This window comes from Hymenobacter psoromatis, from assembly GCA_001596155.1.
Classification (GTDB): Bacteria; Bacteroidota; Bacteroidia; order Cytophagales; family Hymenobacteraceae; genus Hymenobacter.
Genome location: CP014771.1, coordinates 2,142,250 through 2,156,539, shown reverse-complemented (window position 1 = coordinate 2,156,539; position 14,290 = coordinate 2,142,250). Strand labels below are relative to the sequence as shown.

The following is a 14,290-nucleotide window of genomic DNA, read 5'->3' as shown; positions in this document are numbered from 1 at the left end:
CTGCTACCAGGCCAGCAGCGCCTCCGCCTGCTCGCGCAGCAATTGCTCAAACAGCGGACTGCTCAGCTTGCCCTCAGCCGATAAATGCTGGCTGATGCCGGGCAGGCGCACGCGCTGCGGCAACACGCTGGTGCCCAGATAAAACAGAATATCGGTGAGGTGGCTTAGGGCCAGCGCGCCGCCCATGCTGCCGCTGCTCAGGCTGATGAGGGCCGCTTTTTTCCCTCTGATGCCGCCGGGGTAGGGTAGGGCATCGATAAACGACTTGAGCGCGCCGGGAATGGAGCAATTGTACTCCGGCGCGATAATGACGAGCTTGTCCGATTGGTTGAGCGGAGCGATAAAGGCGTTGAAATCGTCGTGCCGCCCGGCGTTGTGGTAGAGCGCCACGTTGAGAAAATCTTCCGGCAGCGCCGTCAAATCCATAAACTGATACGCCGCCCCCAGCTCCGTGAGCAGGGTAGCGTAGAAATCGGCCACGATGCGGGCGCGGGATTGCGGGCGGTTGGTGCCAACGAGGAGGGTAATCAATTGATTGATAATTATGAGTATAAGTCGAAAGAGTTTGTCATTGCGAGCAACGCGCAGCAATGACAAACTCTTCAACTACTAACCAGCAACTCCTAAAAAAGTCCCCGCAGCCAGCCGCCGTCCACGGCCGTGGAGGTGCCGGTGATGTAGCTGGCCCGCTCGGAGCACAGAAACGCAGCGAGCGCCGCGAACTCGCGGGGCTCGCCCAGGCGGCGCATGGGTATCTCGCTGGTCCAGCGCTCGGTAGCCTGCTCCTCGCTGATACCCTCGCGGGTGGCGGCGGCCTGGGCCAGGTGCTCCACGCGGTCGGTGCGGGTGTAGCCGGGCAGGATGCAGTTGACCGTAACGCCGCTGGCGGCCACCTCAGTGGCCAGCGTGCGGGCCATCCCCGTCACGGCCGCCCGCAGGCTGTTGGAAAGTAGCAGCCCGGCGATGGGCTGCTTCACGGCGATGGACGTAATGTTCAGAATCCTACCCCAGCCGCGGGCCTGCATCCCCGGCAGCACGGCGCGGGTCAGCTCCACTACACTGGTGAGCAGCAGGCGGGTAGCGGCGTCCCAGGCGGCGGCACCGTGCTGCGCAAAGGTGCCGGCCGGCGGCCCGCCGGCGTTCGTCACCAGCACATCAATTTGCCCAAACTCGGCCCGCGCGGCCTGCACCAGCCGGGCCACGTCGGCGGGCTGGCTCACGTCGGCGGCCACGCCCAGCACCCGCGCGCCGGTGGCTTCGCGGATAGTGGCGCAGGTTTGCTGCAAGGTGGCGTCGGTGCGGGCGCACAGCACCAAGTGCGCGCCTTCGGCGGCCAGCTCTTCGGCCACGGCGCGCCCCAGCCCCTTGCTGGCAGCCGCCACGAGGGCCACTTTTCCGGTTATTCCGAGGTCCATTGGTGAATGGGTGAATGAGTGAATGGGTGAGTGGGTGAGTGAGTGAGTGAGTGAGTGAGTGGGCGAATGGGCAAACGGGTCATTCACCCATTCACTCACTCACCCATTCACTTCCGCAGGTAGCTGTCGCTGCCGTCGAGCCAGTCCTGGCGGGGCGGGCTGAACACGTCCACGTCGAGGGTGTCTTCAAGGGCCTCGGCGGTGTGGGGCAGCCACGAGGGAATAGTCAGCACTTCGCCGGCGCGCACGACAACTTCCTGGCTGCCGTCGTCACCGAGGTGAAAGCGCAACGCGCCTTCCAGGATGTAGGTAATCTGCTCATTATGATGCGAATGCTTCGGCACGATGGCCCCTTTCTTGAGGTACACGTGGGCCAGCATCATCTGGTCGCCGGTGATGAGGCGGCGCGAAATGGTGTCGGACAGTTCATCCTTGGGCATGTCGTCCCAGCGGTAGTGGGTGGCGGGCGGTATCGGGGTCATGGTGGGGGGGTAGGTGATGGGTAATGACAAAGAACGGTCATGCTGAGCTGGCGTCCGCTTGTCGAAGCATCTCTACCGCTTCATCCGCGCCGTTCAACGAAGCGGTAGAGATGCTTCGACAAGCGGACGCCAGCTCAGCATGACCGTTCTTTATCATTATCCCATTACCCATTACCCCATTACCTACTATCCATCATCATTCCACCACCAGCCCGTACTTGTCGAGCAAACCCGGCAGGCCGGCCAGCGCGAAGCGGGCACTGGTCAACACATTAGCCTCGGGGTCGAGGCTGAAGCCGGTGGCGGTGGTGAAATCGGTGCCTACCAGCCGGGTATCGTGGAAGACGGTGCCCGTGAGGTCGCAGTCAGCAAAAGCGGCCCCGCTGAGGTCGGCGTTGGTGAAGTCGGTTTCGGCCAGAGAGCAGTGGGCGAAGCGCGTGCCGGCCAGCTTCTTGCCCCCAAACGAGGCGTAGCGCAGCTGGCAATAGTCGAAATGCACCCCGAACAGCATGTCCTGGCACGCGCCGAAGGCCACGCCCAGCAGCTTGCAATCGGCAAAGGCCACGTTTTGCAGGGCCGCGCCGCCGAGCTTGGCCGTGGTCAGGTTGCAGCGCTCGAAGCGGCAATCTTCGAAGCGCAGGCCCGCCAGGTTGGCTTCGCTCAGGTCGCAGCCTATAAAATGGTAGTTCTCCAGCTCGCGGCCCAGCGCCAGCAGGCGCGGCGCGTCGAGGCCGGTGAGCACGTTTTCGGCCGGAAAATAGGTGGGTAGGCGCAGGGTAGTGGGCTTGCGGCGAGGTTTCATGCCGCCAAAGTAAAGCGGCGGGCGGGCTAACCTCTCGGCGCGCTTCGCGGTTTAAGGCTCGATGCCCAGGCACCAGGCCTGGCCCGCGCCCCTGCGGCCGGCCCCGCGCCGGGCAACCAAACCCGCGCGCTATGCCCGCCCTCACCCGCACTATCTATTTCAAAAACAGCGCCGGCTGCGTTTGGGAAGAACCCGAAAACTACCTGCGCCTGGAGTACTACCCCGGCGCGCGGGAGGAAGCCCAGTTCAGGGCTCTGCTCACGCACGTGCGCCAGGCTTTGCAGCGCCACGGCTGGCACAGCCTGCTCATCAACCAGCAGCAGATGAGCCCGTTTATGCCCGCCGAAGAAACCTGGATAGTGAACGAGTGGCTGCCCCAAACCGTGCGCGAAGCCGGCTACCGCCACGGAGTCGTCATTGTGGCGCGCGACGTGTTTGCCCGCCTGGCCATGTCAAATCTGGTGATGACCAGCCGCGGGCTGGGCCACACCTACCGCAATTTCGAGCACGAAAAAGAAGCCATCGACTGGCTGATTAGTGTAGGATAAGCTTTAGCTTGTCCAGTGCCTGGTCGTTCAACGCCGGACAAGCTAAAGCTTATCCTACCCCTCCTGCCCGGCCAACAAATCCTCGAACGTTTGGCGGCGGCGGATGAGGCGCGGGGCGGCGTCGGCGTCGAGCAGCACCTCGGCGGGGCGCAGACGCGAGTTGAACGAGCTGCTCATCTCGAAGCCGTAGGCCCCGGCGTTGTGGAAGGCCAGCACGTCGCCCTCGCGCACTTCGGGCAGCAGGCGGTCCCAGGCAAAGGTGTCGGTTTCGCAAATGTTGCCCACCACCGTGTAGAGCCGTTCGGGGCCGCGAGGATGCGACAGGTTCGAGATGTAGTGGTAGGCGTCGTACATCATGGGCCGGATGAGGTGGTTGAAGCCCGAATTGACGCCCGCAAACACGGTAGCCGTGGTGTGCTTCACCGTCGAAACCTCCACCAGCAGAAAGCCCGCCTCGCTCACCAGGTACTTGCCGGGCTCAAACCAGGCTTCGAGCGGCCGGCCATATTCGGTTTCAAATTCCCGGAAGGCCGCCGCCACCTGCTGGCCCAGGCCGGCCACGTCGGTTTCGGGGTCGCCGGGCTTGTAGGGCACTTTGAAGCCCGAGCCCAGGTCCAGAAACTCCAAATCGGGGAAGCGCCGGGCGGCGTCGAACAGGATTTCCAGCGCCCGCAAGAACACGCCCACGTCCTTAATTTCGGAGCCCGTGTGCATGTGCAGGCCGCGCACGTGCAGGCCGGTGCCTTTTACTACCCGCTCCAAATGCCGCAGCTGGTGAATGCTGATGCCAAACTTGCTGTCGATGTGGCCGGTCGAAATCTTGTAGTTGCCGCCCGCCTCGATGTGCGGGTTCAGGCGCACGCACACCGGGTAGGAGCCGCCAAACGTGGCCCCGAACTGCTCCAAAATGGCCAGGTTGTCGATGTTCAGGTTCACGCCCAACTCCTTGGCTTCCACCAATTCGCTGAACGCCACGCTGTTGGGGGTAAATAGAATATTCTCGGGCTGAAAGCCGGCGTGCATTCCCAGCCGCACCTCGTTGAGGCTCACGCAGTCGAGGCCCGCGCCCTCGGCCAGCATAATTTTCAGCACGGCCACGTTGGTAAGCGCTTTGCAGGCATAAAAAAACCGCGTGGGATGGCCGCTAAAGGCCGTCGTGAGCTTGTGGTACTGGGCCCGAATACTATCGGCCTGGTACACGTAGAGGGGCGTGCCAAACTGCGCGGCGGCGGCCAGCAGGGCGGGGGTAGGGAGTGAAGCAGACATTACGAAGCAGCAAAAGAGCAGCGGCCGGGCCGCGCCCGCAAAGGTACGGGCGCTTTGGGGGTAGCCGCAGCGAAGTCGCCACCCATATATTTGCCCGCCTGTTGGTGGGCTTTCTTCCCCCTTCCTGTTTAATGAAAAATTGTTTGTTGCTGCTGCTGAGTTGGTTGCTGGCGAGCCCCTTGGCGACCCACGCCCAAGATGCGCCTCCCACCGACTACCAAACCGAGCATGACCTGCTGTGGCAGCGGGCCGAGCAAGTGCGCACGCTCGTTGATTCGCGCATTGCGCGGTCGCACAGCTCGTTTCTGGCCCTGCACGGCATTAGCCGCCGCACCAAAAGCCTCGCCCCCCGGCATCAAAGCACGGTGTCAGCTAAGCCCTCCGACTATCGGATTGTGAAGAAAGAGATAACCAAGCACAAAACCCACACGGCCGACGTAACGAAGGTTTTTTACTATAATATCAGCGGCAAGCTGCTGCTCTCCGAGCTGTATCAGCAGCACCAGCTGGTGCGCCTGCGGCTGTATGAGTACAGCGAGCGCAATGGTCGCGCCTTCAACCACCCGTTTCGGGCGTCGGAATGGGTACGCGGCGACTACTTAAGCCTCACCATCCGCAACGCGACCGACGACGGCGGGCCGGCGCGCAGCTATTACTTTACCTCGCCCCGCCGGCCTGAAACCGACCTGTCGCCGCGAGATAAATAAGTAGCTGCCTGGTAGGGCGTTGAATCTTTCCCAAGCCGCTTACTATTACGATGGCTGAGAACTTACCCGAAGTGTGGCTGCGCGGCCCGCTGCCCGCCGTGCCGCCGCTGCTTCAGCCGGTGGCCCACGCCCTGCTGCAAGCCCGCGAAGAAGTAGCGGCGCTCATGGCCAGCTTTCCGGCCGACCGCCTGGCGACCCGGCCGCTGGGCCTGGCCTCGGTGGGCTTCCACCTGCGCCACCTCACGGGCGTGCTCGACCGCACGTTTACCTATGCCCGCGGCGAGGTCCTCAGCAAAACCCAGTTGGATTACCTGGCCGCCGAGAGCCAGCCGCCCACGCCCGCCGCCGCCGCGCCCAAGCTGGTGCAAGCCTTTCATCAACAAGTAGATAAAGCCCTGATGCAGCTGCAAAACACCGCCGAAGCCACGTTGCCCGAGTGGCGGGGGGTAGGGCGCGCCCAGCTGCCCAGCACCGTAATCGGCCTGCTAATGCACGCCGCCGAGCACACCACCCGCCACGTGGGCCAGCTGCTGGTGACGGCCCGCGTGGTGCGGGCCGCGTAAGCTGGGCTAATGACTAATGACGTTCTTATTGGTCCAGGACTTACCCATTACCCATTACTCTCTATCCCAGCTTCCAGCCCTGGCGGTAGTCGCGTTTCACGAAGCGGTTCACGTCGTCGAGGTTGGTGATGCGCATCTGCTGGTTGTCCCAGAGCAATTTCACGCCGCGGCCGGGGTAGTCGAAGCTGCCGCCGGGGCCGGTGGCGCGCGGGCGCTGAATATCATAGCCGCGAACGGCGAGGTTGGCCATCAGCAGGGCCTCGGTGAGGGGGCCGGCCAGCTCAAAGGGCGAGCTGACCGGCATTTTGCCGGGGCCAGCCAGGCAGGCTTCTACCCACTGGCCGTAGTGGCCGTTGGCCTGGCCGGGCACGCGGGCCAGGGTCTGGGGCACGTGCACTTCCTGGTTGCGGGAGAGGGGTAGCAGGCGCGGGTTGTCCGCGTAGGTGCTGGCCATCATCTTGCCTTTGTCGCCGATGAACAGGATGCCGTTGCCGCCGTCGCCAAACAGCTCGTTGGGCCCCAGCTCGTCGGGGCGCTCGGGCTGAATGCCGCCGTCCATCCAGTGCACCGTGATGTCGTGCTGGGTTTTGGCGGTTTTGGGAAACGTGAGCGTGACGTGGCTCGACGGCGGGCAGCCGTCGGGGAAATACCCGCGCTTAAACTCATCCACATACACGCTGCCCACGCTGGCCTGCACCGAGTTAGCGTAGGTCAGGTCGAGCACCCGGAAAGGCGCTTCGAGCAGGTGGCAGCCCATGTCGCCGAGCGCGCCGGTGCCGTAGTCCCACCACCCGCGCCAGTTGAAGGGCACCAGCTTATCCACGTAGTCGCGCTGGGGTGCCGTGCCCAGCCACAGGTCCCAGTCCAGCTCAGGCGGCACGGGGGCTTTGGTGGTGGGCCAGGCAATGCCCTGGGGCCACACCGGGCGGTCGGTCCAGCAATACACGGTGTGCACGTCGCCGATGGTGCCCGCGTCGTACCACTCCCGCAGCTGCCGCACGCCGTCGTTGGAGGCACCCTGGTTGCCCATCTGCGTCACCAGCTTCGGGTAGCGCCGGGCCGCGTCGGTGAGCATGCGAGCCTCATAAATGTCATGGGTCAAAGGCTTTTGCACGTACACGTTTTTGCCCAGCTGCATGGCCGCCAGCGTGATGATGGCGTGGTTGTGGTCGGGCGTCGAGACCGACACCGCATCAAAGTGCTTGTGCTCCTGGTCGAACAGCTTGCGCCAATCTTTGTAATACGCCGCCTTCGGGAACGCCTGGCGCGTGCGGGCCGCCCGGCGGTCGTCCACGTCGCAGAGGTAGGCGATGCGGGCCTTGCCGGTTTTGGCAAACATGGCGATGTCGCTCTCGCCCTTGCCGCCCACGCCCACGCCGGCAATCACCAGTTGGTCGCTCGGGGCGGTGTAGCCCTTGCCGCCGAGCACGAAGCGCGGCACGATGAGAATGCCGGCCGTGGCGGCCGTGCCGTGTTTGAGAAACGAGCGCCGGGAGGGGTTTTCGGGAAGCTGGCTCATGCGAAGAAAATTGGATGGGAAAAGGTGGGCAAAAGGTACGCAAAAACGCAGCTTATTCAACTCATCTTTTCCCGCCCTACCCCCCCGCTACTCGCTACGTGCTACCGGGGCTTGGCGCGCTCGTACTGCACGGGCCAGGCCACGTCGGCACCCAGCGCGTGCGCCGCGCGCAGCGGGAAGTACGGGTCGCGCAGCTCCTCGCGGGCCAGCAGCACGAGGTCGGCCTGGCCGCTGGCCACGACTTCCTCGGCCTCGGCGGGGGTAGTGATGAGGCCCACCGCGCCGGTGGCAATACCGGCTTCGCGCCGGATGCGCTCGGCAAACCCGACCTGATAGCCGGGGCCGACCGGGATTTTAGCCGTCGCCACGTTGCCGCCGCTGGAGCAGTCCACGAGGTCCACGCCGGCCTCGCGCAGCCAGGTGCTGAGCCGCACCGACTCGTCGGCCGTCCAGCCGCCTTCGGCCCAGTCGGTGGCCGAGATGCGCACGAACAGCGGAAAAGCGGGGGGTAGGGCCTGGCGCACGGCCGCCACCACTTCCCGCAGCAGCCGAATGCGGTTTTCGAAAGAGCCGCCGTAGGTGTCGGTGCGCTGGTTGCTGAGCGGCGACAAAAACTCGTGCAGCAAATAACCGTGGGCCGCGTGAATCTCAATTACCTTAAAGCCAGCGGCCAGCGAACGCTCGGTAGCGCCGCGGAAATCAGCAATGACTTTTTTGATGCCCGCCGCGTCCAGGGCCACCGGCAGGGGGTAGGCGTCGGAAAATTTAATTGCGCTGGGCGCCACCACCGGCCAGCCGCCTTCGGCCTCGGGCACCGCGCCGTGGCCTTTTCCGAGCCAGCTGGTATAAGTGCTGGCCTTGCGGCCGGCATGGGCCAGCTGCACGCCCGGCACGCTGCCCTGGGCTTCGACAAACTGGTTGATACGCCGCTGAAAATCAATGTGCTCATCGCGCCAGATGCCCAGGTCTTCGGGCGTGATGCGGCCCTCGGCCGACACCGCCGTGGCTTCCTGAATGAGTAGGCTGGCCCCGCCCACGGCGCGGCTGCCCAGATGCACTAGGTGCCAGTCGTTGGCGAAGCCATCCTGGGCGCTGTATTGGCACATGGGCGACACAACAATGCGATTTTTGAGCGTGAGGCCACGCAGGGTAAGCGGCTCGAAAAGTGCGGACATGCGAACGGGAATAAGCGTCGGACGAAGAAATAAATTGTCACCTACCGATTATTTGTCAAGTATTTAAGTTGAAAAATAAAGCAGTGATAGCTAATAATTGACCCCTGCTAAACCGGCCAGTCCGGGAGAGGTTATCACCGCCGAGCTTACCCGGCTGGCTGGCAACGCTAGGCCCCCTCCGGCACGTAAAGCCAGCTTCCCCTGGTTTTTCACGCGCTATTTCTACCATGTTCCACGAGATTTCCACTGCCGATACCCTCGACCGCATCGCGCTCGAAACTACTACCGATACGGCCTGCGACGCCTCGCGCCGCCAGTTTATCAACCACGCCGGGCGCGGGCTGCTGGCCGCCGGCCTGGCGTCGGCCCTGCCGCTGGCCGCCGCCGAGGCCGCCGACCTCAGTGGCTTCGGCACCACCTCACCGCCCACCGGCCCGCTCGACATTACCCTACCCCCCCTCGAAGCGCCCACCGACCCCAAAGCCGGCCCTTTCCTCAACCCCGACGCGCCCGACCAGCGCGTGGGCTACGCCATCGTGGGCCTGGGCCACCTCACGCTGGCCGAAATCCTGCCCGCCTTTGGCCAGTGCAAGCACGCCAAGCCGGTAGCCCTGGTGAGCGGCGATGCCGACAAGATGGCTAAAGTGGCTAAGCAGTACGGGATTAAGCCTAGCAGCTGCTACTCGTACCAAACCTACGACAAGCTCAGGGACAACCCCGAGGTGCAGGTCATTTACATCGTGCTGCCCAACTCGATGCACCACGAATACACCATTCGGGGGGCCAAAGCGGGCAAGCATATTCTCTGCGAAAAGCCGATGGCCGATTCCGTGAAGGAGTGCGAGGAGATGATTGCGGCTTGCGACAAGGCTGGCAAAAAGCTTATGATTGCCTACCGTATTCAGTACGAGCCGCTTAACCGCGCCGCCATGCAGCTGGTACGCGCCAAAACCTATGGCCAGACCAAGCTTATCCAGATGATGAACTGCCAGAACCAGGCCCACGACCAGCAGTGGCGCCACAAAAAAGCCCTGGCCGGCGGCGGGTCGCTGCCCGATGTAGGCTTGTATTGCCTCAACACCACGCGCTTCTTGCTAGGGGAGGAGCCCACGGAGGTTTCGGCCCAGATTTACAGCACGCCCGGCGACGACCGATTTAAGGAAATCGAGGAGAACGTGGCCTTCACGCTGCGCTTTCCCAGCGGGGCCATCTCGCAGTGCATGAGCGGCTACGGCTCTTTTAATGCCAAAAGCTACGCCGTGCACGCCGAAACCGGCACCATTAAAATGGACCCCGCTTTTCCCTACAAAGGGCTGAAGCAAGAATTGGTACACGCCCCCGGCGGCCAGCAGGTAACCGAAATGCCAAGCAACCCTGACAAGCAGCAATTTGCCCTCGAAATGGACCACCTGGCCGAGTGCGTGCGCGACAACAAAACGCCCTACACGCCCGGCGAAGAAGGCTTGCAGGACCAGCGCATCATGGAAGCTATCTACCAGTCGGCCAAGGAGAACCGCCCGGTGAAGCTGACGGTGGGGGTAGGGAAAACGGATGCCTTCCGCGGCACGCCGCCCACGGAGGAGAAAAGCTAAAGGCGGAATTTGGAAGAAAAAAGGCGGAACTTAGCCTGAAATGCAAAAGGCTTGGGTCGGTTCTACATTCCTCCTTCTTTCTTCCAAATTCCTCCCTATTAGCCTCGGTTAAAAGCTTGGTGCATGAATTAAGCGAATGGCTGCCAATCGTGTCCTTGCTACAACCTCGGAGAAGTAAAATTGCTTTAAGCCCTTCTTGATAGCCATTCTACTAGGTGCGCTTGCAAGGGCTTGCGGTAGTGCTTGACACAGAGAAGGCCGCTGCCACATTCTTCTGGGCGAGGCGCAAAACGCCGGCGCTCACGGCTGCTGCTTACTCAGGCGATTCTCTCTGGAAGATGTTGATAAAATTGCCGTCATTGTCCCGTATCATCGTTGACAAGTGGCCTTCGCCCGAGAGGTCCACTTCTTTCCAGGCGAAGGTTACGCCTTTTTCTTCAAGCTCCACGGTCGCCCGGTGCAGGTCGTTCACCTGTAGTACCAGCGATTTGTTGCCGATGGGCAACAAGTGATTCGGCGCATCGGCAAACAGTTCATCGAGGCGAAAGCCGTTGCTCGCCTGTAACACTTCCAGCTGAATATCAGCTAACTGTAGAAAGACGACTTGCGCACCGATGGCCGGAATGGCGGTTCTACTCAGCACTTTAAAGCCAAGCGTGGCTTCGTACCAATGGATAGTTTTTTCGATATCCGATACGGTGAAGGCCAGATTGTGAAAACTGAGGCTTTGCAAGCCGTTAGCAGAGGAAGAGTCCATGCAGGAGATGCGTAAGTTGAGTAATGGTAGTATTGAAAGGCTACTGAAGATGCTTTTCTACTTGGTAATAAAAGGGGAACTAGCCCGACGGGCATTTACTTGCACCTGGCAAGTGTAAAGGTAGGCTCATTTGCTTTTGATTTGCAAGTGGAATTTAAGCGCGTGTTTTATGAAGCAGCTAATGCCTCGTTCCGACTGCCCCATCAGCTTTGCCCTGGATGTGCTGGGCGATAAGTGGGCGCTCCTGATTCTGCGCGACATGGTGTTCGCGCGCAAATCGACCTATGGCGAATTCCTGCAATCGGCAGAAAAAATGGCGACCAACATCCTCGCCAACCGGCTGGCCACGCTCGAAGCGCAGGGCATCATCACCAAAGAAGTAGCGGCCGATAAGCGCTCGAAGTTCACCTACCGTCTTACTGAAAAAGGCGTAGACTTACTGCCGCTCCTCTTGGAAATCACCCTTTGGGGAGCCAAGTACAGCCCGGCTGGGGGCGAGGCCACCTTGCTCCGGGAACTGGCAGCCGATAAGGAGGCCACCATCCAGAAATACCAGCAGCTTGTGCAGGCCCGGAATGCTGACTAATGGCTGCTGGGTTTGTTCCAATGAACACAACTAAAAACTATTTAGATATAAAATTACGCGCTTAGATGCTGTCAGCTTAGTTGCACAATCAAACGTCCGTTTAACTGTGCAACTAAGCTGACTACCTAGTAGCAGACAATGGGAGCGAAAAACAGGCTGATTTGGTACGGATAACTTCAGCAATCAACGTACAGATAACTTTACAGACGCGACGGAAAGGTTGTGTTCTGGCTCTAAAAACGGTTGCTTGACAACTATAAGTTATTGTCTTTCAGGTTAGAGTACCTTGTCAATGTTAGCGCGGCGGGATTGCTGACAAGTTCAACAATCAGCATTTGGACCAAACTTTCAACCAAGGCCACTATTCCGGCTACTTTTGCCGCTCAGCTTCTTCCCGCTATGCGCTACTTTTTCCTACCCCTCAGCTTGGCCGTTGCCGCGCTGGCTTTCGTTGTTCAGCCTACTCTCGCCGGCCCGCCCGCCAAGCCTGTCAAAGTAGTTGTCCGTCAGGTCAATGGGAAGTATGAGTTGCTGCGAGGCGGCCAGCCTTACTTCGTGAAAGGCGCGGGCGGCAGCCAGTACCCCGAGCGCATCGCGGCCTACGGTGGCAATTCCATCCGCACCTGGGGCACCGGCGACGCGCCGAAGGTGCTGGCTGAGGCCAACAAAAACCACCTCACCGTGATGCTCGGCCTCGACGTGGCCCGCGAGCGCCACGGCTTCGACTACAACGACGCGGCGGCCGTGGCCGCGCAGCTGCAAAAGATTAAGGGCGAGGTGCTTAAATACAAAGATGACCCGGCCGTGCTGCTCTGGGGCATTGGCAATGAGTTGAACCTCGACTATACTAATCCCAAGGTATGGGATGCCGTGAACGACATCGCCCGGATGATTCACGAAACGGACCCCAACCACCCGACCTCGACCGTGCTGGCGGGGGTAGGGCCGAAGGAAGTGGCGTACATAAAGGCCCGCTGCCCGGCCGTCGATATCCTGAGCGTCAACACTTACGCGGGGCTGGCCACGCTGCCGCAGCAAATCCGCGAAGCCGGCTGGGCCGGCCCCTACCTCGTGACCGAGTGGGGACCCACCGGCCACTGGGAAGGCCCCCAAACCCCCTGGAAAGCCTCGGTGGAGGAAACCAGCAGCCAGAAAGCCGCCGTGTACAAGAGCCGCTACGAGGCTTCGGTGGTGCAGGACCGGGCGCACTGCCTGGGCTCCTACGTGTTTTTGTGGGGCCAGAAGCAGGAGCGCACGCCCACCTGGTACGGCCTCTTCACCGAAGCTGGCGAGGAGACGGAGGTGATGGACGTGCTGGAATATGAGTGGAGTGGCCACTACCCGAAAAACCGCGCCCCCCACATTAGCTCCTTAACCCTTGATGGTAAGGTAGCTACGGCTGGCATATATCTCAAGCCCGGCCAGCCCTACCCCGCGCAGGCCGCCGTGACGGACCCCGACCACGACGCGCTGACCTACCAGTGGGAGCTGCTGCCCGAAAGCACCGACCTCGGGCAGGGCGGCGACCGCGAAAACCGCCCTACCCCCCTGGCGGGGGCTCTGCCGGCCGGGGCAACCGGCCAAACCACCCTCACCGCGCCCAGCCAGCCGGGGGCCTACCGCTTATTTATTTATGCCCACGATGGGCACGGCAATGTGGCTACCGGCAACGTGCCTTTTTTTGTGCGGTAGCGCCGTGGCGCGGTCTTGGCGAGTGCGCGCTACTTGCATTTCCCAAAATTCTATCTACCTTGCTACCCGATTCAGCACCTATCATGCTCAGCAACCGCTACTTTTTTGGCTTCTATTATTTTACGCCGCCCGCGTAGAACGAGTCGTCCTGTAGCTAAGCCCCAAAAAATTAGCCGCGCCACTCGTTCTCCGAGTGGCGCTTTTTTTATGTTTTGCCGAAGCGCTGGTGCCGGCCCAAAAAAATGGCACCGCACCCATCCGCAACAATTCATAATTCACAACTCATAATTAACATGAAAGTCGCCATCCAAGGGTTTCAAGGCAGTTTTCACGAAGTAGCCGCCCGCCAGTATTTCGGGGCGGCCCCGACGCTGAATTTCTGCGCCACCTTTGGCGAGGTGGTGGCCCAGGTGGCCGACGGCCGCGCCGGGGCGGCCCTGATGGCAATGGAAAACTCGCTGGCCGGCAGCATCTTACCTAATTATCTGCTCTTGGAACGCAACGCCCTCACCATCACCGGCGAGGTGTATTTGCCCATTCACCAGCACCTGCTGGCGCTGCCCGGCACCACGCTGGCCGATGTGCGGGCCGTGCATTCGCACCCGATGGCCCTGCGCCAATGCGGCGATTTTTTGAGCCAGCACTCCACCTGGCAGCTCGTCGAAACCGAGGATACCGGCCTCAGCGCCCAGCGCCTGGCCGAAAGCCGCCCGCCCGGCGTGGCCGTGGTGGCCGGTACCCAGGCGGCCGAGGCGTTCGGGCTGGAAATCCTGGCCCCGGCCATCAACGACGACCCCCATAATTACACCCGTTTCCTGGTGCTGGCGCGCGCCGCCGAGGCCCGGCCGGTGGCCCACCCCGACAAGGCTTCCCTTTATTTCTACACCTCCCACGCGCCGGGGACGCTGGCGCGGGTGCTCACGCTGGTGGCTAGCCACGGCCTGAATCTGAGCAAGTTGCAGTCGTGCCCGCGCCCCAGCCAGCCCTGGCACTACGGCTTCCACGCCGACGTGGAGTTTGACGCGCCTACCCAGCTGGCGGACCTGCTGGCCGAGCTGCCCGCCGTGACCGAAGAGCTGCGGGTGCTGGGCGCGTACCAGCGCGGCAGCATGGAGTTTGGGCAGGAAGTGGTTGCCGAAATGGACCTGAAAGAACGTCATGCTGAACGCAGTGAAGCATCTCGCGT

General features: G+C 61.9%; 14 protein-coding genes and 1 pseudogene. 7 read left to right on the top strand and 8 right to left on the bottom strand.

All coding sequences use genetic code 11. The features are described from left to right. Positions 1-3: 3 nt before the first annotated feature. From A0257_09185 to A0257_09170, 4 genes are all read right to left on the bottom strand, one after another. Positions 4-531, bottom strand: coding sequence for an NADPH-dependent FMN reductase (locus A0257_09185; GenBank protein AMR27253.1), 528 nt, complete (start codon positions 529-531; stop codon positions 4-6). A 92-nt stretch (positions 532-623) separates the two neighbouring features. Further along, positions 624-1,415 (bottom strand): hypothetical protein, encoded by a 792-nt coding sequence (locus A0257_09180; protein ID AMR27252.1) that lies wholly within the window; start codon positions 1,413-1,415, stop codon positions 624-626. 107 nt (positions 1,416-1,522) lie between these two features. After that, a complete protein-coding gene (locus A0257_09175; protein ID AMR27251.1) occupies positions 1,523-1,897 on the bottom strand; it encodes a cupin in 375 nt (124 codons plus the stop codon). 196 nt (positions 1,898-2,093) lie between these two features. After that, a complete protein-coding gene (locus A0257_09170; protein AMR27250.1) occupies positions 2,094-2,699 on the bottom strand; it encodes a hypothetical protein in 606 nt (201 codons plus the stop codon). A 131-nt stretch (positions 2,700-2,830) separates the two neighbouring features. Here A0257_09170 and A0257_09165 point away from each other — a divergent pair, with 131 nt between their 5' ends. After that, a complete protein-coding gene (locus tag A0257_09165) occupies positions 2,831-3,247 on the top strand; it encodes a hypothetical protein (GenBank protein AMR27249.1) in 417 nt (138 codons plus the stop codon). Between the two features lie 54 nt (positions 3,248-3,301). Here A0257_09165 and A0257_09160 read toward each other — a convergent pair whose 3' ends face one another. Beyond that, on the bottom strand, positions 3,302-4,513 hold the full coding sequence (locus A0257_09160; GenBank protein ID AMR27248.1) for a diaminopimelate decarboxylase: 1,212 nt from the start codon (positions 4,511-4,513) through the stop codon (positions 3,302-3,304). Between the two features lie 143 nt (positions 4,514-4,656). Between A0257_09160 and A0257_09155 the strand changes: the two genes are divergently transcribed. Further along, positions 4,657-5,220, top strand: a complete 564-nt coding sequence (locus A0257_09155) for a hypothetical protein (protein ID AMR27247.1) — start codon at positions 4,657-4,659, stop codon at positions 5,218-5,220. Between the two features lie 50 nt (positions 5,221-5,270). Then, on the top strand, positions 5,271-5,783 hold the full coding sequence (locus A0257_09150; protein ID AMR27246.1) for a metal-dependent hydrolase: 513 nt from the start codon (positions 5,271-5,273) through the stop codon (positions 5,781-5,783). A 61-nt stretch (positions 5,784-5,844) separates the two neighbouring features. Here the strand turns inward: A0257_09150 and A0257_09145 are convergent, their stop codons facing one another. Both A0257_09145 and A0257_09140 read right to left on the bottom strand, forming a co-directional pair. Continuing rightward, positions 5,845-7,302: an oxidoreductase gene (locus A0257_09145; protein ID AMR27245.1), complete on the bottom strand. Its 1,458-nt coding sequence runs from the start codon at positions 7,300-7,302 to the stop codon at positions 5,845-5,847. Positions 7,303-7,403: 101 nt separating this feature from the next. After that, entirely contained in the window at positions 7,404-8,477 is a 1,074-nt protein-coding gene (locus A0257_09140; protein ID AMR27244.1) for an oxidoreductase, read from the bottom strand. Between the two features lie 227 nt (positions 8,478-8,704). On the opposite strand from A0257_09140, the gene A0257_09135 reads away from it, so the two are divergent. Further along, complete coding sequence (locus tag A0257_09135) at positions 8,705-10,069, top strand: dehydrogenase (GenBank protein AMR27243.1); 1,365 nt, start codon at positions 8,705-8,707, stop codon at positions 10,067-10,069. A gap of 313 nt (positions 10,070-10,382) precedes the next feature. Here A0257_09135 and A0257_09130 read toward each other — a convergent pair whose 3' ends face one another. Then, on the bottom strand, positions 10,383-10,826 hold the full coding sequence (locus A0257_09130; GenBank protein ID AMR27242.1) for a hypothetical protein: 444 nt from the start codon (positions 10,824-10,826) through the stop codon (positions 10,383-10,385). A gap of 169 nt (positions 10,827-10,995) precedes the next feature. Here A0257_09130 and A0257_09125 point away from each other — a divergent pair, with 169 nt between their 5' ends. From A0257_09125 to A0257_09115, 3 genes and pseudogenes are all read left to right on the top strand, one after another. After that, the gene (locus A0257_09125) at positions 10,996-11,412 is read left to right on the top strand and encodes an HxlR family transcriptional regulator (GenBank protein AMR27241.1); all 417 of its coding nucleotides are present in this window, start codon (positions 10,996-10,998) and stop codon (positions 11,410-11,412) included. 528 nt (positions 11,413-11,940) lie between these two features. After that, complete coding sequence (locus A0257_09120; GenBank protein AMR29695.1) at positions 11,941-13,104, top strand: hypothetical protein; 1,164 nt, start codon at positions 11,941-11,943, stop codon at positions 13,102-13,104. A gap of 293 nt (positions 13,105-13,397) precedes the next feature. After that, a pseudogene (locus A0257_09115) lies at positions 13,398-14,213 on the top strand (hypothetical protein). Positions 14,214-14,290 lie beyond the last annotated feature (77 nt).